Genomic DNA, 19,240 nt, shown 5'->3' on the forward strand with positions numbered 1-19,240 from the left:
TAATTAGTTTAAAGTTTAAAAATTTTACATCAGTTTTAAAAATTTCCGAATCGTTTTTAGTTTTTCATTGTAAGGAGCATAGCGCAAAGGTAAGTCAAGCCATGTTCCTCGTTTTACAATTGCTTTTTTATGCGAAAAAATATCAAAACTTAATTTACCGTGATAGGCACCCATTCCTGAATGACCTACACCACCAAATGGCAATCTATTGTTTACCAGATGTACAACGGTGTCATTGACACAACCTCCACCAAATGAATATTTTTGAAGTATTTCATCAGTGAATGATTTATTAGTACTAAAAATGTAAAGAGCTAGAGGCTTTTCATAACTTTTTATTACTCTTTCCATATCTGAAGTAGTTTGGTAAGATAGGATAGGTAATATTGGACCAAAAATTTCCTCATTCATTACTGGACTTGTACTTTTAGGTTCATCTAGTAAAGTAGGGGCAATGTATAGGGAATCTTTATTTGTTTGTCCTCCGAATATAATGGATTCGTTATCTAATAAATCTTTTAAACGTTGCCAGTTTTTTAAATTTACAATTCGAGCAAAGTCTCGTGATTCCTCAGGATTTGAACCTAATGCTTTTTCAATTTCTTGAATCAGGAAAGTTGTGAATTCTTTTTTTACTTTTTGGTGAACTAAAATATAATCGGGTGCTACACAGGTTTGTCCAGCATTGATGATTTTTCCCCATACAATTCGGCGTGCGCTAAGTTGTAAATCAGCCGTTTCATCTACAATACAAGGGCTTTTCCCTCCTAATTCTAAGGTAACCGGCGTAAGATGAACTGCTGCGGCTTGTGCTATGATTTTTCCCACTGCAACGCTTCCTGTAAAAAAGATATAATCCCAACGTTTGCTCAATAATTGTGTTGCCACGGTGGCGTCACCTGTTATGACAACGACATCTTTTGCGGCAAAAGTTTCGCTAATAATTTTTGAAATGATGTGTGAAGTATTAGGAGTAAGCTCAGAGGGTTTTAGTGTTACTTTATTTCCGGCGGCTACAGCGGCTACAAGAGGACACAATGCGAGTTGAAAAGGATAATTCCACGGAGCCAAAATCAAAACATGTCCATAGGGTTCACTATATACATAATCTGATGAAGGAAAATTAAGTAAAGAGGACCTAACTTTTTTTGGCTTAGCCCAAGAATCAATATTTTTAATAGTTTCTTTTAAGTCGCTGATAACGTAATTTGTTTCTGTTAAAACGGCCTCAAAAGCTGGTTTTTTAAAATCATCATACAAAGCTTTTATTATTGCCTCTTCATGGTTTATGATGACTTGCAATAATTTTTTCAAAGATTCTTTACGAGTACTTATGTCGGATTGATTCACAATTTAGATTTTAAATATTACAGTATTATTTTAGAAACAAAATATCGCAAGAGGTCTTTACCATAGAAATCTACAAATTCTTCTCTTTGTGTTAGTAGCATAAGTATCAAATTTGTTACGCTTTAAATTTCATGAAGTACTCATTAAATGGCATTCCAAATTACATCATTTGGTGTGGGAGCAATAATAGTGGTTACTTCTTTAGAGACTGGGTGAGTGAATACTAATTTTCGGGCGTGCAAATGAATTCCACCGTCTGGATTGCTCCTGTCAAAACCATATTTTAAGTCTCCTTTTATGGGTGTATTTATGGCAGCGAGTTGCGCTCTAATTTGGTGGTGTCTGCCGGTATGAAGATTTATTTCTAACGCATAATAATTATTGAGTTCCTTGATGATTTTATAATCTAAACTAGCTAGTTTGCTGTCAGGAACTTCTTTTAAATGTGCTTTTGAGCTGTTGTTTTTTTCGTTTCTTTTAAGATAGTGCACGAGTTTATCCGTATCATGTAAGGGTTTGTTTTTTACCACACACCAATAGGTTTTTTGAGTCTCTCGATTGCTAAAAAGCTCGTTCATTCTAGTCAATGCTTTGCTGGTTCTTGCAAAAACTACAATTCCTGTTGTAGGTCTGTCAAGCCTATGTACCACTCCTAGAAATACTTCACCTGGTTTGTTGTACTTGTCTTTGATGTATTCTTTAACCACATCAGATAATGGTTTGTCACCCGTTTTATCTCCTTGAACAATATCGCCTACACGTTTGTTCACCACAATTAAATGGTTGTCTTCGTGTAGAATTTGTAAGTTATTTTTATCAGAAACTATTTTCATTTGGATTTTTTAGATTGTTAGATTATTAGATTTTTAGACAGGTTAGACTTTGTTAGATGTTTAGATTCTAAACAATTTTTACCGTCTAAAAACAATAAAAATTAAGAAAGACTATAATATAGTTGCTCTAAACCTTGAAGTCATCTTAATAATTTCCTCTAACATATTTGTTAATTCTATTAAATCTTGCGGAGTGATGAAACCCAAATCGGATGAAATAAGAATTTGTGTTTCAATTTCATATGCTGAACCGATGGCAATTTCTAAAAATCGTGCAAAGTCCTTATTTGATTACCTAGACGATCCTTCGGCTATATTTGAAGGAATAGAAACAGAAGCTCTTCTTAATTGATTTGTTAGTCCAAATTTTTCTTCGTTAGGAAAAGACGAAGTCACTGCGTAAATTTTTGAACAAAAAAATCTACTTTTTTTCCAGATTTCTAAATCTTTAAATCGATGCATTTCATTTTTTTATTCTAACAATCTAAATAGTCTGATAATCTATGTGGTCTCTACTTAATATTGTTCGTTTGCATTAGGGAAATCACTTGACTTTACATCAGCAACATATTGCCCGATAGCAGCTGTCATTTCTTTGTATAAATCCATATAGCGTCTTAAAAAACGTGGACTAAATTCGTTATTCATCCCTAGCATGTCATGAATTACAAGTACTTGGCCATCTACACCACCACCAGCACCAATCCCTATTACAGGAATAGAAATGCTTTGCGCTACTTTTTCGGCTAAATGAGCTGGTATTTTTTCAAGAACTAATGCAAAACAGCCTAATTTTTCAAGTAATTGAGCATCTTCTATTAGTTTATCTGCTTCTTCTTCTTCTTTTGCTCGAACGGTATATGTACCAAATTTATAAATAGATTGCGGCGTAAGACCTAAATGTCCCATAACCGGAATCCCAGCATTCAATATTTTTTTTATAGAGTCTTTTATTTCTTTACCACCTTCAAGTTTTACGGCATGACCACCGCTTTCTTTCATGATTCTAATAGCAGATCGTAAGGCTTCTTTTGGGTCTGATTGATAACTTCCAAAAGGTAAATCAACCACAACAAGTGCTCTTTCTATGGCGCGCACTACAGATGAAGCATGGTAAATCATTTGGTCAAGTGTAATTGGCAATGTAGTTTCATGACCCGCCATTACATTTGATGCCGAATCACCTACAAGAATCACATCAATTCCTGCTGTATCTACAATTTTTGCCATTGTAAAATCATAAGCTGTTAGCATTGAAATTTTTTCGCCATTGGCTTTCATTTCAATCAACGATTTAGTTGTAATTCTTTTATAATCTTTTTTAGCTACAGACATAATTTTATATTTAAGTTTGTAAAGGTACTAAAATGAATATTTTTATTCTTTAATGTCTAACTAAAGTTTTTCTATTCAAAAACTCTTAAATCATCTGCTATGAGAACTATTATTGTATTATTTTTTCTAGTTGTAAGTAACTGTATTCAAGCACAAAATAAGGAAGCGCAAAATGCAATTGAAAAATTTTTCTTGGCTTTTCATGCCAAAGATACGATGACGTTGAAATCTCTTTGTGATAAAAAAATGATTTTACAAACCATTTCAGAAAAAGAAGGAAGTGCTAAATTAGAAAATAGTGATCCAGATACGTTTTTTAAATCAATAGCTAGTATTCCAAAAGGAACAGTATTTCATGAAAAAATATTGACTTATGCAGTTCAAATAGAAGGAAGTTTAGCGCACGTGTGGACACCTTATGAATTTTATATTAACGGCAAACTGAGTCACAAAGGAGTTAATTCATTCACCTTGTTTAAAGATCAGGTTGAAGAAACTTCAAATTGGAAAATCATTCATTTAATTGATACTCGCCGAAAATAACAGATATTTTTGAGAATTTTTCTGGTCGAATGGTACTCAAATAGAAAGTAGTATCAATTAAATTTTTTTTTTTTAAAACTTAGTAACTTTCATCGTTTAAGTCTGATTCTTGTTCTTCTTGTTTTTTAAAATCTTGGTTTAAGAAATCAGTATAGTCTTTTTTGTCTTTATTGTTTTTTCTTATCAAAAAACAAATTAAAACTAGAATCACAATAGCTAATCCAATAAGTATTGTCCAGTTGATTTTCATGATCTTGATAGGGATTAATTTATGAGAAAGTATAATTAAAATCATCACAAAAAGTAACGCACTGTTTCGGCGCTTGGCAAGTTTGGAATTATGAAAACCTGTTTTTTAAAATGAAAAACTAAACTTGAAAGAAAAAATCATCTTTAAAACCCAAACTTGCCAAATGCCTTTTTACAACAGTTATTTTTTATACTCTTTTATAATTTGATTTATTTTACCAAAAATTGACTTTCCATCATTATCTTTCATTTCAATTTCTATTCTGTCCCCAAAACTCATAAATGGAGTAGATGCTTTTCCGTCTTTTATTATTTCTAAACATCTAACCTCTGCTAAACAGCTTGAACCATTGAGACTTCCTTGATTTGCAACTGTTCCTGAGCCAATAATTGTTCCAGCCATTAATGAACGAGTCTTCGAAGCATGTGCAATTAATTGACCAAAGTCAAAAGTCATATCAATCCCAGCATTTGGCGAACCAATAAGATTGCCGTTTAAGGTTGAATGTAGTGGCAAATGAAGTTTTCCATTTTTCCAGCTATCAGCAAGTTCATTTGGAGTTACAACCACGGGAGCAAATGATGTCCAAGGTTTAGATTGATAGAATCCAAATTGTTTGGATAGCTCATTTGGTATTAAATTACGTAAAGACACATCGTTAATAATGGTGATTAACTTAATATGTTTTAAAGCATCTTCTGAATTAGTTCCTGCCGGAACATCATCAGTAATAACAGCTACTTCGGATTCAAAGTCAATACCCCAATCTTCATTTTCGATTTCAATGTCATCATTCGCTCCAATAAATGCGTCAGAAGCTCCCATATACATTAAAGGATCTGTCCAAAAAGATTCAGGTAATTCAGAATTTCTAGCCTTGCGGACTAGTTCTACGTGAGTTACATATGCACTCCCGTCAGCCCAATGATACGCTCGAGGAATTGGCGCTAAGACTCTAACAGAAGAAAAGTGAAACGCATTAGGCAACTTATCAGAGTTTAAGTCATTATAAACGCTTTCTAATTTAGTTTCTGTTTCTTTCCAATTATCAATTGCGAATTGCATTGTTGCTGCAATTTCTGGTACTGTAACTGCTTTTGTTAAATCTTTATTTACAACAACTAATTGTCCATCTCTGGTATTATTGTCAATTGAAGCTAATTTCATTTAGATTTTGTTTATGAGTTTATTATTGTAGCTTAAATATTTATTTCAAGGTTAACAATCGGCCATGTTTACCGCAATGGCAAGTCCACCTTCAGATGTTTCTTTGTATTTATTATTCATGTCCTTGGCAGTTTCCCACATCGTGTCAACTACTTTATCCAATGGAACTTTTGCATTCTTTGGATCAGTTTCAAGAGCTAGTTCAGCAGCATTAATGGCTTTTATGGCTCCCATAGTATTGCGCTCAATACACGGAATTTGAACCAAGCCTCCTATTGGGTCACAAGTTAAACCTAAGTGATGTTCCATTGCAATTTCGGCAGCCATAAGTACTTGCTCAGGTGTGCCACCCATTACTTCACAAAGTGCCGCCGCTGCCATAGCTGATGATACTCCTATTTCTGCTTGACAGCCACCCATAGCAGCTGATATTGTGGAACCTTTCTTGAAAATACTGCCTATTTCGCCAGCTACCATCAAGAATTGTTTAATTTCTTTATTGCCCGCGTTGTGATTTTCAATTACTAAATAGTACATTAAAACTGCAGGAATTACTCCAGAACTACCATTTGTAGGGGCAGTAACTACGCGACCTAAAGCTGCATTAACTTCGTTAACAGCCAGTGCAAAACAAGAAACCCATTTTAGAATTTGTCTAAATTTCACCTCCGTTTTTCTGATTTCTTCCAACCAAGATTGTGGCGAATCATAATTTGCCAATCCAATTAAATTTTGATGCATATCAAAGGCGCGTCTACGCACATTGAGTCCGCCTGGGAGAATCCCTTCAGAGTGGCAACCGATGTACATGCATTCTAGCATGGTTTTCCAAATACGCATGAGTTCATGATCAATTACCTCTTCAGTACGCATTGATTTCTCATTCTCAAATACTATTTCTGAGATTGATTTTTTTTCTTTGGTACAAATTTCTAGCAATTCAGATGCCTTATCAATCGGATAGGGAAAAGCACATTTTACCTGTGTTTTCTTTTTAGCATTGGTACGTTCTTCTTTTACAACAAAACCACCACCTATGGAATAAAATGTAGCTGTGTAGTTTAAATCGTTAGTAAGAAATGCTGTAAAGGTCAATCCATTCGCATGAAAGGGAAGGAAGTTTTTATTGAAAACAATGTCTTGTAAAAAATAGAAAGGAATGTTTTTTTCGTTCCCTAAATTGATTTCGTTTTTATTTTCGATGGATTTAATGATGCTATCGATATTCTCAACGGGAATGTATTCTGGATCTTGGCCACTTAATCCTAGCATGACTGCTAAATCTGTTGCATGGCCTCTTCCTGTTAAGGAAAGTGAACCGTATAAATCTATTTGTACACGAGTCACAGCTGAGAGTAAATTTTCAGTTCTTAGTTCTTCTAAAAAGCGTTCAGCTGCTCTCCAAGGCCCTAATGTATGAGAACTTGAAGGACCAACACCAATCTTTAGCATGTCAAAAACAGAGATACATTCTTCCATCTAGATTTAATTTTGTTTACTGCAAATATAATAGAATGTTGCAACGAAACGAATTTTTGAACTCCTAAAAGTGCTTTTTTAACAATGAGAATGTAGTTTTTATTCATTTTTATTAAAATTGAAACATCCTAAATTTCGATATCTTTTGGAGCAATAGTACTTTCAATTTTTTCATTTCCTTAATTAAAGGTGCATTGTAGAAAACCAATTTTATAGTTAAATTTGGAGCATAACTAATTTTAACTCTATGAAAAAAATCGTTTTTTCAGTTTTGTTCAGCGCAGCAATGGTGCTGCAATCGTATGCTCAAATTCAATCTCCTGAGCAATTTTTACCTAACTATGGCAAGCAAATTTCGCATTACCATCAAGTTGAAAACTATTTCAAACAGCTTATTGATAATTCTTCTGCCATTGTAAAACATAAATACGGAGTAACGGCTGAGCAAAGAGATTTAAATGTTTACTATATTTCAACCCCAGAAAACTTAGCGAATCTTGAAGAAATCAGGACAAATAATCTGGCATCAATTGGGCTTTCGCCAAAGAAAAATCAAACTGTAGGTGATAAAGTAATTGTCTGGTTGAGTTTTAATGTTCATGGCAATGAATTTGCTGGAACAGAAAGTGCGATGACTGTTGCTTATGAATTGCTAAATCCTTCCAATACAACAACCAAAAAATGGTTAGAGAATACCATTGTAATTCTAGATCCGTGTATTAATCCCGATGGATATTCTCGATACGGGAATTGGCTAAGAGAAATTTCCGGAAAGAAAACACATCCTGAACTATCCGATAGAGAACATATGGAGGATTGGCCAGGCGGAAGATTCAATCATTATCTTTTTGATTTGAATAGAGATTGGGCTTGGCAAACTCAGCTGGAGTCGCAACAACGCATTGCTTTGTACCACCAGTGGATGCCTCAAGTTCATACTGATGTGCATGAAATGGGGTATGACTCTCCTTATTTTTTTCCTCCGTCAGCTGAGCCTTTGCATGAATTTATTGAAAAATATCAGCGGGATTTTCACCAAACTTTAGGTCAAAATATTTCTAAAAAATTTGATGCGCAAAACTGGATGTACAACACCGGAGAACGTTTTGACTTGTTTTACCCAAGTTACGGCGATACTTATCCTACGTACAACGGAGCTGTGGGTATGACGCTAGAACAGGGCGGAATAGGAGCTGGGCGCGCGGTACAAATGAGTAATGGATCTATATTGACCATTAAAGATAGAGTAGCGCATCATGCAACTGCGGTTCTAACAGTGGTTGAGTCTGCTTCTAACAAAGCAGAAGAATTGCTCAATGGTTTTCGTGGATTTATGAACAATTCCAGAAAAACAGTTAAGGGAGCTTACAAAACCTATGTCATGAAAAGCAATCCGAAATTAGTTCAAATGACTGATTTACTTTCAAAAAACAAAATTGAGTTTAGTTTTGCTGCAGCAAGTGCAAAAACATCAGGTTACAATTATTCCACAAAGAAGGAAACCAGTTTTACAATAGAGCCTAATGATTTAATTGTAAAAGTAGACCAACCAAAGGCGGTATTGACACAAATTCTTTTTGAACCCAATCAAAAATTAAATGATAGTTTGTCCTATGACATTACCGCTTGGGCTTTACCGCTTGCATACGGAGTTCAGGGTTATGCTGTAAAAAATGAGGTTGCCATTTCAACTAAGACATCTGTAGAAACTCCAGTTCGTGAAGTTTCAAAAAATGTATATGCTTTTCATATTCCTTGGAATAATAGAGTTTCAGCGCAAGTTTTATCAGTTTTACATCAAAATAATATTAAAGTTAGGACAGCTGCAAAAGAAGCCATTTTTGGCGCTGTTACTGTAGCTCCAGGAGGATTAATAGTGACCAAAACGGACAATCCTCAAATACCAAATTTTGAACAAACCATTTCTAATTTAATCAAAGACAAATCTGATTTTAATACTATTTCAACTGGTTTTTCATCGAATGCTAGAGATGTTGGCGGTGAAAATTTTAGTCTTTTAAAAGCTCCGAAAGTGGTATTATTTTCTGGAAAAGGAGTGAGTCCTACAGAGTTTGGAGCCACTTGGTATTATATGCAAGAGACACTGGGCTATCCGGTAAGCGTAGTTGAAACCAATAATTTTAACAGATTGAATTTAGCTTCATATAACACATTGATTTTAGCAGATGGCTATTATGATTTTACTGAGGCACAGCAGAAAAAAATATCAGAATGGATTAACAATGGCGGAAAAGTGATTGCCATGAATAATGCTATTTCCCTTTTTGATGGAAAAGAAGGTTACGCTTTGACGCCATTTGCTTCAGAAGAAGAAAAACTTTTAGCAGAAAAAGAGGCTGATGAGGATGTTTTATTAGAAAGAACACTTGATTATCAAAATGCAGAGCGTAGGTTTATTTCTAAAGCAATTCCAGGAGCAATTATTGAAAATAAATTAGATCAATCACATCCTTTAAGTTTTGGACTAGGAGATCGCTATTTTAGTTTAAAAACAGATGATAAACGCTATTCATTATTAAAAAATGCATCTAATGTAATATATGTTCCTACTGATTACAAAAGTTACGGATTTGTAGGTAGTAAAATCAAGAAAAAACTAAATAATACAGTAAGTTTTGCAGTAGAATCAAAAGGGGCTGGATCGGTTGTTTACATGATTGATAATCCCTTATTTAGAGGTTTTTGGGAAAATGGAATTCTCTTATTTAGTAATGCATTATTTCTTGTGGATTAATTATAAGAATTTCTTTTAACAAAAAAAGCACGTTAATTCGTGCTTTTTTTGTTTTTAAAATGGATAACCAATGGCTAGATTGAAAATTAAATTTTCTTTTCGCCAAGGGCCACTACCAAAATTGATTTGGTCTATAACCCAACGGCTCTCTGAAGGTAAATTTGGTTTTCGTAAAGGAAAAGCAAGATCCGTACGCAATACTAAAAAAGACAAATCGAAGCGTAATCCGGCACCCGCTCCAACGGCCATTTCACTCATAAATTTATTCGAAAATTTAGCGCCTGGTTTTTCTGTATTTTCACGTAATAACCAAATGTTTCCTGCATCAATAAATAAAGCTCCCTTTACGAGTCCGTAAATTTGTGCACGGTATTCTGTATTAAATTCGAGCTTAATGTCACCTGATTGATCGGGTAAAAAAGAATTTGTATTTTGGTTTTCATTTTTAAAACTTCCTGGTCCTACAGATCGAGCTCTAAAAGCACGTAAACTATTGGTTCCGCCAATGAAGAATTGTTTAATAAAAGGCATTTCTCTTGAATTTCCGTATGCAATACCTGCGCCCGCAATGATTCTGGTTGCCAATTGGGAATTTTCTGAAAATTTATAATAGTGCCTAAAGTCATTTTCTATTTTGATAAACTGACTAAAAGGAACATCAAATACGGTGATTGGGTCTTCTTTTTTTGTATTTGCACCTGTGGCTAATCCTGCAATATTTCCAGCTAAATCAACGGTACCTTTGTAGTAGAACGTATTTTTTCTACGTTTTTGAGTAGTATTGGTATACGTATACGAATAGGTAGGACCAAAAATCAATTGTTTTTCGATTACTTTATTTAAAGATGGATTTTCTGCAATTTTTTCTAAATACAATTCGGTAACATTCTGAGGACTTGCGTATGTTATTTCACTAACATTAAGTTGGTGTTCTTTTCTTTCATTTTCTTTCCAAAGGTATCCAAAAGATGCTTTGAAGGTTTGCAAAGAATATAGTTTTGTTCTGTTTTGAAACTCATAGCCTAATGTTGCTTTCGTTTTTGGTACAAAACCTGAAGGGGATTTAAATTTAAAAGGAGCGATAATTCTGGGCCAAATTAAATTAGCTTCAGTACCAAAACGATATACATTAAAGCCATTATTTTGTCCAGATACTTGCACTTCAACACCACCAAATGCTGAAATAGTTAGCAATTCAGCACCTCTAAAAGTGTTTCTATTGCTCCAGTTTAGGTTTAATTCTGTCCCGGTATAATTGGCTGAATTGGTTTTACCCAAAAGCTCTAATTGAATAGATTTTCTAGGTAATGGTGTTAGATAATAATAAGCATCGAGATAATTTCCTGTAGTATCCGAAACTTTGAATTGATTTTTTACAAATTTAAAAACACCAAGATTAACTAGTCTGTTTAAGGATAGATTATGATTGGTACGGTTGTATAAATCCTCTTTTTTAAAATACAAAGCTCTATCAAAAATGCGGGGTTTAAATAAATTTTCGGGATCAATAATAGCTAGTCCATTTTGTTTTTTAATGGTATCAATTTTTAGGGCTTTGTTTTCAGCATCAAGAGTATAATTAGAAAACACTACTATTTTATTTATTTTGTAAGGTGTTGTTGCAAGTTTTGATGCATCAGATTTTATTTTGACTATGAGGTCTACTTTATTTTTTGCAACAGTTGAGTCTACTTGAACAATAATATTGTCAGGATTAAAGTAAAAAAAACCTTTTTCTTTTAATCTTGCATCTATCCTAATTCTTTCCTCTTTTATGACCTCTAAACTGTATGGATCTCCTTTTTTTAATAAGGATCGTCGTTGCGTATTGCGTATTTCAATTCCTATTTTTGAGGAGTCTATTGGGAACTTAACTTCATTAATTGTATACTGTTTTCCTGTAGTTACCGTGTATGTAGCGCTAGCTTTTTTATCAACACGTGTTGAATCGGCTCTGCTTTTTCCGTTAAAGTATCCATTATTTTCAATGTAGTTTTGCAAGACACTTTTGTTATACTCTAAATCAACTTGGCTATATAATACAGGCGGTTCTCCCACTTTATTTTTAAGCCAGTATCTCAAGCCTTTTTCTTTTTTTGGAGTTCCTGCAAGGTTATAAATGTATAATTTTGGTTTTAATCCTAATAAAGATTTATTGGGTTTGGGTCTTACTAGTGCTTCTAAATTGTTTTTGAGTTCTTTTCTGGATTTCTTAGTACTGTCATTTTTTTCAATAGTAACATCGGCACCTGTATACAACAATTCACCTTCGGGTAAAAAGCGAGTGTTACTGCACGATTGAAGTAAAAAAAATAAAATTATTAAGTTAAAAACACCTTTGCTTTTCATTGTGATAGGGTATGAAGTAAATAAAGTCATTTGAAATAAATCAGCTTTATTTATTATTTGAAATTATTTTTTTGATGCATTTTTTCGAAACAATTCACTGAACTTGTTGTAATCCATTGTGATTACAAATGCAACTCCTGTTTCTACAACTTCACCTTGAAGTGCTACTTGGTATTTATTGACACGATAAGCCCTTACTTTATATCTTCCATCTTTTGTAAGTTGATAATCAATAGAAACATCACCAGCAATATTATTTGCATTTTGATTGGCTTGTTGAGAACCTTCAATACCAAAACTGCTTCCTACGGTAATTTTGAGTCGGTCATTGAGTAGTTTTTTGGAAACACCTACACTCAAATCAGTTTTGTTTTGACGTTGTCCTGATGTGAAATCTTCAGTTGAGTTTAAATCAAAATTCAATTCGATTCCTTGAATTAAATCTCCTGCCAAGTTGTTGAGTTGTTGCGATAAAATTTTGCTAGCACTTTCTCTAGCTAATGAAGAAACGGTTGTACCACCGTTTTCGCTAGTAAAAGGATTCTCCCCAATAAAACGATTTAACAATAACAATGCAAAAACTTGCTTGTTCAACTCATCTTGTTGTTCTCTTAATTGACTAAGTTTAGCTTGAGTGGTATTAATAATTTCAGTAGAAACATTGTTGTTGCCATCAGGTAAAATGATATCAAATGAAATGTTTGGTTTCATTAGTTCGCCATTCATTTTTAGGGCTGTTTCAAAAGGAATTTTTTCTTTGTATGTATTTCTTACCGTAGGTGTTATGTCACCCAATTGATCGTTTACTAAATCAATAGGCGCAGCATTAGTTTTATAAATAGCTGTAATGTTAATATCTGCACTAGTTGGTTCGCCGGTCCATAAAATATAACTGCCTTCTTTGATATTGAATTTTCGTTTAATACCGTTAAAATTCATTTCGTAGCTTCCTTCATTCAACTCATATCGACCTGTTAAGTTCGTTTTCCCTGATGCATCTATACCACCAGTTAATTGAGCCTCGCCTTTCAATTTTAGATAATCTCCATTTGCTTTGTCAATAACCAGTGAAAGCTCTGCATCTTTATCTATTTCAATATTTACTGATGCATTAATACCTTTTACGGTTGATTCACTGCTTATAGTTTCAAGATTTGTATTCGTAATTATTTGAGGATTATCTTGATCTATAAATTCAACAATTCCCTCTCGATCAGCAATGGATGGATCAGATTGTGGTAATACAATGGTAAACTTGGTGTCCTTATTGATTTTTATTGTACCATCAATTATTGGATTATCAATACTACCAGCTATCCTGATGTTGTTATCCAGAAATAATTCACCGTAGTATAAATCATTGTCTTTTGCTTTTGAATTTACTGCTTTAAAATTTTTAGCATCAACGGTTAGATTAAATCCGAAATTACTAAAAGTGGAGGTGTCAATTGTACCGTTAACGTTCAAATCATTGTCATTTTCATCCTTTATGGTAAAGGTTTCAAAAACAATTGTGTTGGGTTGAAAAACTATTTTATCATTAATAGATTTGAATCTAGCATTAAGAGGGGTTACCTTAAAACCAACATCGTTAAAACCGATTTCCCCCTGTACATTAGGTTGGCTTGCACTTCCCGTAATCGATAATTTTCCGTTTAAAAAACCAGTACTTTCCGTTAGATTATTTAAAGTAAATCCTTGTATGCTTTTAAGGTTTAACCTGTCAATAATTAAATTCATATCAAAACTACTGTTGGTAGTTTTATAATTCCCCTCTAGATTTACTTGATTCCCTTGACCTGTGATTTCTACGATGGCATCATACTGATTTGTAATAGTGTTCTTTACTTGGAGTTTTACATTTCCAATAGTATCTTTTTTGAAGGTAAAATTCTCTACACTTAAATCAGAAGTGAAAAGGGGTGATGTGTTTAAATTTCTTATTTCTGCCGTTCCATTGATTTTTCCACTAAGTTGTAAGTCCTTTTTCTCCACAAAACTTGTAATAGTGTTGATATCAAACTCCTTAAAATTGACTTTCACTGGTGCGTTTGTCAAATTTGATTCTGATTGAACTTGAATAGTACTTCCGTTGTTTTTAAGATTAAAATTATTAATAAACAAGCCTTTAGTTAAACTGCTAACTACGTTATCTTTATCAATGGTCCACGGTTCATAATTTAATATTAATTTCTCAGGATTCAATCGTATTTCGGTACCACCATTTTGAGATTGAACAGTACCTGCAATGAGGTAGCGTTCTTCTTCTTTAGTGTTTTTTAACTGAAGTGCATACGTTATGATGTTATTTTGAATATCCCCGGTTAGTTCTGTATGCGGAAGTTCAAACTGTTCGTTTTGAATATCATCAACAATAAAATTATAAAGCAACTTTTGATCTTGTGTATCCAGTTTTAAGGTAGCATTAGTAACCGTTATACTTTCGTAAACTAGTTTTGGAATTGCACCATTTAGCACAATAGAATCATTTACACTGTTGTAATTACCTGTAATAGAAATAGGTTCTAAGCTCTTAATTTGTGGAATCAATTGCATCACAATAGGACTATCCTTGATTTGAACCTTAAAATCAAATTGCTGATTTTCTTTAGTTTTCTTTTTCGCTTTTTTTGGAGTAGTATCGTAATAAGCAGTAATCGAATTGGTAATAGCAGTTCCTATTTTTGATAATTTGTATTTCCCTTCTAAAAACGCATCCATGAAAGGTGCTTTAACTTCAATAGAATTTTTTTGAGCGGTTGCTATTGCATGAACTTGAATAGAATCAATAGTACAGTTTTCTTTGGCATTGGTAACATTAATGTGATGAGCAGTTAATGAACCATTTAGATAATCTAAATCCCCCGATTGGATGTCTGCATCTACAATACCACGAATTTTTAAAGGTCCAGCATGTAAATTCAGTTTTTCTAAATCAGCTATATCTACATTTAATTTTATTTTTCCGGATGGATATTTATCTTGAAATCTACCATTACCCACTAAATTGAATGTCAAATTAGGGTCTCTAGCCACTGCAGTAGCGTTAAAATTACCTTTTTGGATAGTTCCTTTTACAGCTATATTTTTATACGTATACTTGTTAAAATACGCTTTTTGAATACTTGCATTAAGAGCTACTGTAGCTGTTTTTGGGTTGAAACCAGTGCCTTTGATAGTGGTTTTTAGGGTAATTTTACCAATGGAGTCGTTCTTAATAAATTTCCCTAGATCAAAGTTTACAAAATCAGCTTTGGCATCATATTTTTCAAAGTTTTTGCGACTTTGATCAAATTTAGCTTTAATATTCGCATTTCCATAACTACTAACTAATTTTAAATCAGTCAGGAAAGTAGCAATAGTTCCCTTAAAAGTTCCTGTAACAGTCATTCTTGCAGGTAGTTGAATGGTGTTAGGAATAGTTCCTTTGGGTACAAAATTATTGATGTCTTTTTGACCAGACTGAAATTTTTTAATATTAATGTCAAAATAGGTTTTATCAACATTTGGTAAACCAATTATTGTACCGCTTGCTGCCAGTGAGGTTGAGCCTATTCCGCTGATTTCCATTGACGGAATTATTATATTTTTTACTTTTCCTTTTACCTTTCCGTTTATAGAAATGACTGCTTTTGGATTACTTTTAAATGGATTTGTAGAAGCTAAATTAGGAACAAATAACAGAATATCTTGAAAACCAATACTACTTTTGGTAAGGTTTGCTATCAAACTCAGATCTCCAATATTTTTTGAAATAGTAGCAAGAGATGTATATCCTATTTGTATTTCATTCTTTATTTCGGTTTGAGGAGTTTTTAAATACAGATTCTTGATGAAAGCATTTTTATTACCATAGAAAAAGTCACCGTTTAGCGCCGTAATATTCAATCCGCTTTTATCTCTTGCAGAAAAAGATTTGAGTTCGCCTGATATGTTTTCAGCGTTGTAATTGAGAACCTCTAAGTCTAGATTCAAGTTTTTGATATCTAAATGATTGTAGTCTAATCCTTTTGGAGTAAAAGCAACGTTATTGTTATCATATTTAAAATGGATTCTCTTAAAAACACTCTTTTTTACTTTAATATCCCAATTGTTTGCGGTTTTTGAAGGCATTGTATTTTGGGTAACTATTTTTTTTATTTTACCTAATTCTAAAGCACCTTCAACACCAGTTAACTCTAAGTTTTCTAAAATAGCATATTGATTGTTCAAGTCTATTTTATCTACTTTGGTGATCAATTTTTTCACGTAGATATTGGTAGCCAATTTAGATTCATGGCTTTTGTATTCAATTTTTATTTTACCAAGGTCTACATCACCAAATTTTAATTTCAAAGGATTTTCTGTTGCATTATTCTCTGTTACTTTGCCTGATTTTTTTGTAGAAGCAATGCCTTGAATTAATTTGAATTGCAAACCATTAACCTTGATTTTAGGAATGTCAAAGTTCATTTGATTTAAATCAAATGTTTTAATGCTAGTTTTGAAATGATTGAGATAGGTTGCAATTTCATTATTTGAAATAGCATCAGAATAGTGAAAATTAATTCTATCCAACTGAATTTCTTCTACTGAGAATTCCATTGGGGCTGAATCAGTCTTTTGTTTTTCTTGAGATGCAAGGGCTTTAATAATGTAGTCAAAATTAAAAGTTCCTTTGCTGTCTTTTTTTATGTGCGCCGTAATACCTGATAAATCAACACTATTTATGGCTACTTTATTGTTTATAAGTTGAAATAAACTGATGTTTACAGCAAGAGTATCTCCAGCAAAAAGAGTGTCTTTTTTTTGGTCTTCAAAGTATACGCCCTTTAAAATAACTTTCTTTGGAAACCCTATTTCTAGACTGTCAATCACAACCTTTGTTTTGATTTTTTCTTCAAGATAGTTCACCGCTTTGTTCTTGGCATAATTTTGAACGGATGGAATTTGTATCACCAAAAACAGTATTAAAAATAGGGATATCAAGGAGCCAACTGTCCAGAGGAACACTTTTAAAAGAAGCTGTAAATATTTTTTCAAACGAAGTTTTTTATCTATCAAAACCATGTGATGTATGTGCTAATGCAGAAACATAAATGTCTACAAATATCGCTACAAAACAACAATTACCATTATATAATTGTATAAAATAGTTATATAATTCTTTCAAAAAAATAGTATGGCAATTGTTCTTATTTTTATTTTCAAGAAGAAGAAGTAATTCGTTATGCTTAAATACTTTGGGTGAAATATTTTAAGAATGTATTTCACCCAAAGTAAAAATAAGTGTGTTTGATAAGAATGTATACTTATTTTGGAAAAACACTCAAAGCTTTTTTGGCCAATTCAGGTGTAGGCAAAGCAAGTTTTCTCAGTTTAATATCCATCCAAGCACCATCAACGGTTATGGTTGCACAAACTTGATCGGCATCATTTCTAAACTCGTGAATAATAGACCATCTTGAGGCATCTTCATTGACTTGTGAGCTTCTGGTATGCATGACAATTTTGTCTGAAAGTTTGATTTCTTTTCTAAAAACACATTCTTCTCTAAACAAAATTGGACCAAAGCCCTGTGCTTGCATTACTTTCATGGTTAAGCCTAGACTTTCCAGTATTTCAATACGGTGTTGTGCTCCAAAATCATAATATGCACTGTGTCTTACATGAAAGTTAGGATCAAGATCAGACCAACGAAAGGACAATTCTTTTATAAATACGCTCATTTTTAATCGGGGGTTTTTGTTTTTAAAATGGATTGCTAAGGTGCGAAAAAGTTTTTAGAGTATTCATATTCTTATTTTACAATTACACTCTGAATTTACTTTTTTAGGAAATACGTTCTTTTTAAGTGGTTTTGCGTGAGTGATGGTAGTGGAAATCCTCCCGTTTTTCTCGGGAGATTGAGAACGTACAGCACGACCTCACCGCAACGACAGTGGAGGTGAGGGCACGCCCAAATCATTTTTGTAACGTTTATATTCTTGAAATTGCTTTTAACTAAAAATTAATAAACGTTTGTAAGCTGTCCTTTGAAAATGATGTAATTTTATGTTCTATGAAAAACGATAATAAAAAAGGATTTTATTTCAAGCAATACGAAGCACCTTTCCAGTCTCCGTTTGATAAACTCTTTGGTATTTTCAAGGAATTAATCACGCATACTTCGGGAGATTTTGATGAGGCAATTGACTGGTTGCGAGAATTAGATGTAGAGTATAAACTTACTGATGCGTCCTATACCATTGATGATTTTGTTGAAGATTTAAAGAAGAAAGGCTATATCCGGGAAGAGTTGAAAGAGGATGGAAGTTCTGGATTGGGGATAACAGCCAAGACGGAGCGCGCCATTAGGCAGCAAGCTCTGGATAACATTTTTGGAAATCTTAAACGCTCTGGCAGTGGCAATCACAAAACTAAGCATGTAGGTAATGGCGATGAGCATACAGGAGAGTTTAGAGAATTTCATTTTGGTGACGGACTCGAACGCATTTCTTTGACGGAGAGTTTACGTAATGCTCAAATCAATAATGGTGTTGGCGATTTTATGCTCACCGAAAATGATTTGGTAGTTGAGGAAACTCAATTTAAGTCGCAAATGAGTACGGTTTTAATGATTGACATCAGTCACAGTATGATTTTGTATGGCGAGGATAGAATTACGCCCGCTAAAAAAGTTGCCATGGCACTGGCTGAATTGATTACCACGCGTTATCCTAAAGACACCCTGGATATTCTTGTTTTTGGTAACGATGCTTGGACTATCGCCATACGAGATTTACCTTATTTAAAAGTGGGTCCGTATCACACCAATACGGTTGCGGGCTTGCAACTAGCCATGGATATTCTGCGCAGAAAGCGTAATACAAACAAACAAATTTTCATGATTACAGACGGAAAACCAAGTTGTGTTCGTGAAAAAGATGGTTCGTATTATATGAACAGCAACGGTCTTGATGAATATATTGTGGATAAATGTTACAATCAAGCGCAACAAGCCAGAAAATTACACATCCCCATCACTACTTTTATGATTGCTAATGATCCTTATTTGCAAAAATTTGTGAACAAGTTTACAGAGTCAAATCAAGGAAAAGCCTTTTATACAGGATTAAAAGGATTGGGCGAAATGATTTTTGAAGACTACGAGACCAATAGAAAAAAGAGAATAAAGTAATTTTGGGCGTTTCCCTGCGG

General features: G+C 33.4%; 12 protein-coding genes and 1 pseudogene. 3 read left to right on the forward strand and 10 right to left on the reverse strand.

Translation table 11 applies throughout. From position 1 onward, the window contains the following. Nucleotides 1-24: 24 nt before the first annotated feature. The 4 genes and pseudogenes from K5V07_RS06190 to panB form a co-directional block, all read right to left on the reverse strand. Nucleotides 25-1,353 (reverse strand): aldehyde dehydrogenase, encoded by a 1,329-nt coding sequence (locus K5V07_RS06190; RefSeq protein WP_221918149.1) that lies wholly within the window; start codon nucleotides 1,351-1,353, stop codon nucleotides 25-27. A 140-nt stretch (nucleotides 1,354-1,493) separates the two neighbouring features. Next, nucleotides 1,494-2,183 carry an RluA family pseudouridine synthase gene (locus K5V07_RS06195; RefSeq protein ID WP_221916801.1) on the reverse strand — a complete coding sequence of 230 codons (690 nt, stop codon included), beginning with the start codon at nucleotides 2,181-2,183 and terminating at the stop codon, nucleotides 1,494-1,496. A 111-nt stretch (nucleotides 2,184-2,294) separates the two neighbouring features. Continuing rightward, a pseudogene (locus K5V07_RS06200) lies at nucleotides 2,295-2,645 on the reverse strand (four helix bundle protein). 54 nt (nucleotides 2,646-2,699) lie between these two features. Next, complete coding sequence (gene panB, locus K5V07_RS06205; protein WP_144892010.1) at nucleotides 2,700-3,518, reverse strand: 3-methyl-2-oxobutanoate hydroxymethyltransferase; 819 nt, start codon at nucleotides 3,516-3,518, stop codon at nucleotides 2,700-2,702. Nucleotides 3,519-3,617: 99 nt separating this feature from the next. Between panB and K5V07_RS06210 the strand changes: the two genes are divergently transcribed. Beyond that, nucleotides 3,618-4,061 (forward strand): nuclear transport factor 2 family protein, encoded by a 444-nt coding sequence (locus K5V07_RS06210; RefSeq protein WP_221916802.1) that lies wholly within the window; start codon nucleotides 3,618-3,620, stop codon nucleotides 4,059-4,061. Nucleotides 4,062-4,140: 79 nt separating this feature from the next. Here K5V07_RS06210 and K5V07_RS06215 read toward each other — a convergent pair whose 3' ends face one another. From K5V07_RS06215 to K5V07_RS06225, 3 genes are all read right to left on the reverse strand, one after another. Further along, nucleotides 4,141-4,356, reverse strand: coding sequence for a hypothetical protein (locus tag K5V07_RS06215; RefSeq protein WP_221918198.1), 216 nt, complete (start codon nucleotides 4,354-4,356; stop codon nucleotides 4,141-4,143). A 135-nt stretch (nucleotides 4,357-4,491) separates the two neighbouring features. Then, on the reverse strand, nucleotides 4,492-5,478 hold the full coding sequence (locus tag K5V07_RS06220; RefSeq protein WP_221916803.1) for a fumarylacetoacetate hydrolase family protein: 987 nt from the start codon (nucleotides 5,476-5,478) through the stop codon (nucleotides 4,492-4,494). A 51-nt stretch (nucleotides 5,479-5,529) separates the two neighbouring features. Then, nucleotides 5,530-6,957: an L-serine ammonia-lyase gene (locus K5V07_RS06225; RefSeq protein WP_221916804.1), complete on the reverse strand. Its 1,428-nt coding sequence runs from the start codon at nucleotides 6,955-6,957 to the stop codon at nucleotides 5,530-5,532. 247 nt (nucleotides 6,958-7,204) lie between these two features. Here K5V07_RS06225 and K5V07_RS06230 point away from each other — a divergent pair, with 247 nt between their 5' ends. Further along, entirely contained in the window at nucleotides 7,205-9,712 is a 2,508-nt protein-coding gene (locus K5V07_RS06230) for a M14 family metallopeptidase (RefSeq protein WP_221916805.1), read from the forward strand. A gap of 54 nt (nucleotides 9,713-9,766) precedes the next feature. On the opposite strand, the gene K5V07_RS06235 is transcribed toward K5V07_RS06230, so the two are convergent. The 3 genes from K5V07_RS06235 to K5V07_RS06245 form a co-directional block, all read right to left on the reverse strand. Continuing rightward, on the reverse strand, nucleotides 9,767-12,061 hold the full coding sequence (locus tag K5V07_RS06235) for a BamA/TamA family outer membrane protein (protein ID WP_221916806.1): 2,295 nt from the start codon (nucleotides 12,059-12,061) through the stop codon (nucleotides 9,767-9,769). A 63-nt stretch (nucleotides 12,062-12,124) separates the two neighbouring features. Then, the gene (locus K5V07_RS06240) at nucleotides 12,125-17,083 is read right to left on the reverse strand and encodes a translocation/assembly module TamB domain-containing protein (protein WP_221916807.1); all 4,959 of its coding nucleotides are present in this window, start codon (nucleotides 17,081-17,083) and stop codon (nucleotides 12,125-12,127) included. A 269-nt stretch (nucleotides 17,084-17,352) separates the two neighbouring features. Beyond that, nucleotides 17,353-17,769 (reverse strand): thioesterase family protein, encoded by a 417-nt coding sequence (locus K5V07_RS06245; protein WP_221916808.1) that lies wholly within the window; start codon nucleotides 17,767-17,769, stop codon nucleotides 17,353-17,355. Nucleotides 17,770-18,101: 332 nt separating this feature from the next. Here K5V07_RS06245 and K5V07_RS06250 point away from each other — a divergent pair, with 332 nt between their 5' ends. After that, nucleotides 18,102-19,220, forward strand: coding sequence for a VWA domain-containing protein (locus K5V07_RS06250; protein WP_144891996.1), 1,119 nt, complete (start codon nucleotides 18,102-18,104; stop codon nucleotides 19,218-19,220). Nucleotides 19,221-19,240 lie beyond the last annotated feature (20 nt).

This window comes from Flavobacterium sp. CHNK8 (assembly GCF_019774515.1).
Classification (GTDB): Bacteria; Bacteroidota; Bacteroidia; order Flavobacteriales; family Flavobacteriaceae; genus Flavobacterium; species Flavobacterium tiangeerense.

Coding starts and splice junctions, on each gene's coding strand:
- K5V07_RS06195 (WP_221916801.1), bottom strand. CDS start 2,183: ATGAAAATAGTTTCTGATAAAAATAACTTACAAATTCTACACGAAGAC.
- panB (WP_144892010.1), bottom strand. CDS start 3,518: ATGTCTGTAGCTAAAAAAGATTATAAAAGAATTACAACTAAATCGTTG.
- K5V07_RS06210 (WP_221916802.1), top strand. CDS start 3,618: ATGAGAACTATTATTGTATTATTTTTTCTAGTTGTAAGTAACTGTATT.
- K5V07_RS06215 (WP_221918198.1), bottom strand. CDS start 4,356: ATGATTTTAATTATACTTTCTCATAAATTAATCCCTATCAAGATCATG.
- K5V07_RS06220 (WP_221916803.1), bottom strand. CDS start 5,478: ATGAAATTAGCTTCAATTGACAATAATACCAGAGATGGACAATTAGTT.
- K5V07_RS06225 (WP_221916804.1), bottom strand. CDS start 6,957: ATGGAAGAATGTATCTCTGTTTTTGACATGCTAAAGATTGGTGTTGGT.
- K5V07_RS06230 (WP_221916805.1), top strand. CDS start 7,205: ATGAAAAAAATCGTTTTTTCAGTTTTGTTCAGCGCAGCAATGGTGCTG.
- K5V07_RS06235 (WP_221916806.1), bottom strand. CDS start 12,061: ATGAAAAGCAAAGGTGTTTTTAACTTAATAATTTTATTTTTTTTACTT.
- K5V07_RS06245 (WP_221916808.1), bottom strand. CDS start 17,769: ATGAGCGTATTTATAAAAGAATTGTCCTTTCGTTGGTCTGATCTTGAT.
- K5V07_RS06250 (WP_144891996.1), top strand. CDS start 18,102: ATGAAAAACGATAATAAAAAAGGATTTTATTTCAAGCAATACGAAGCA.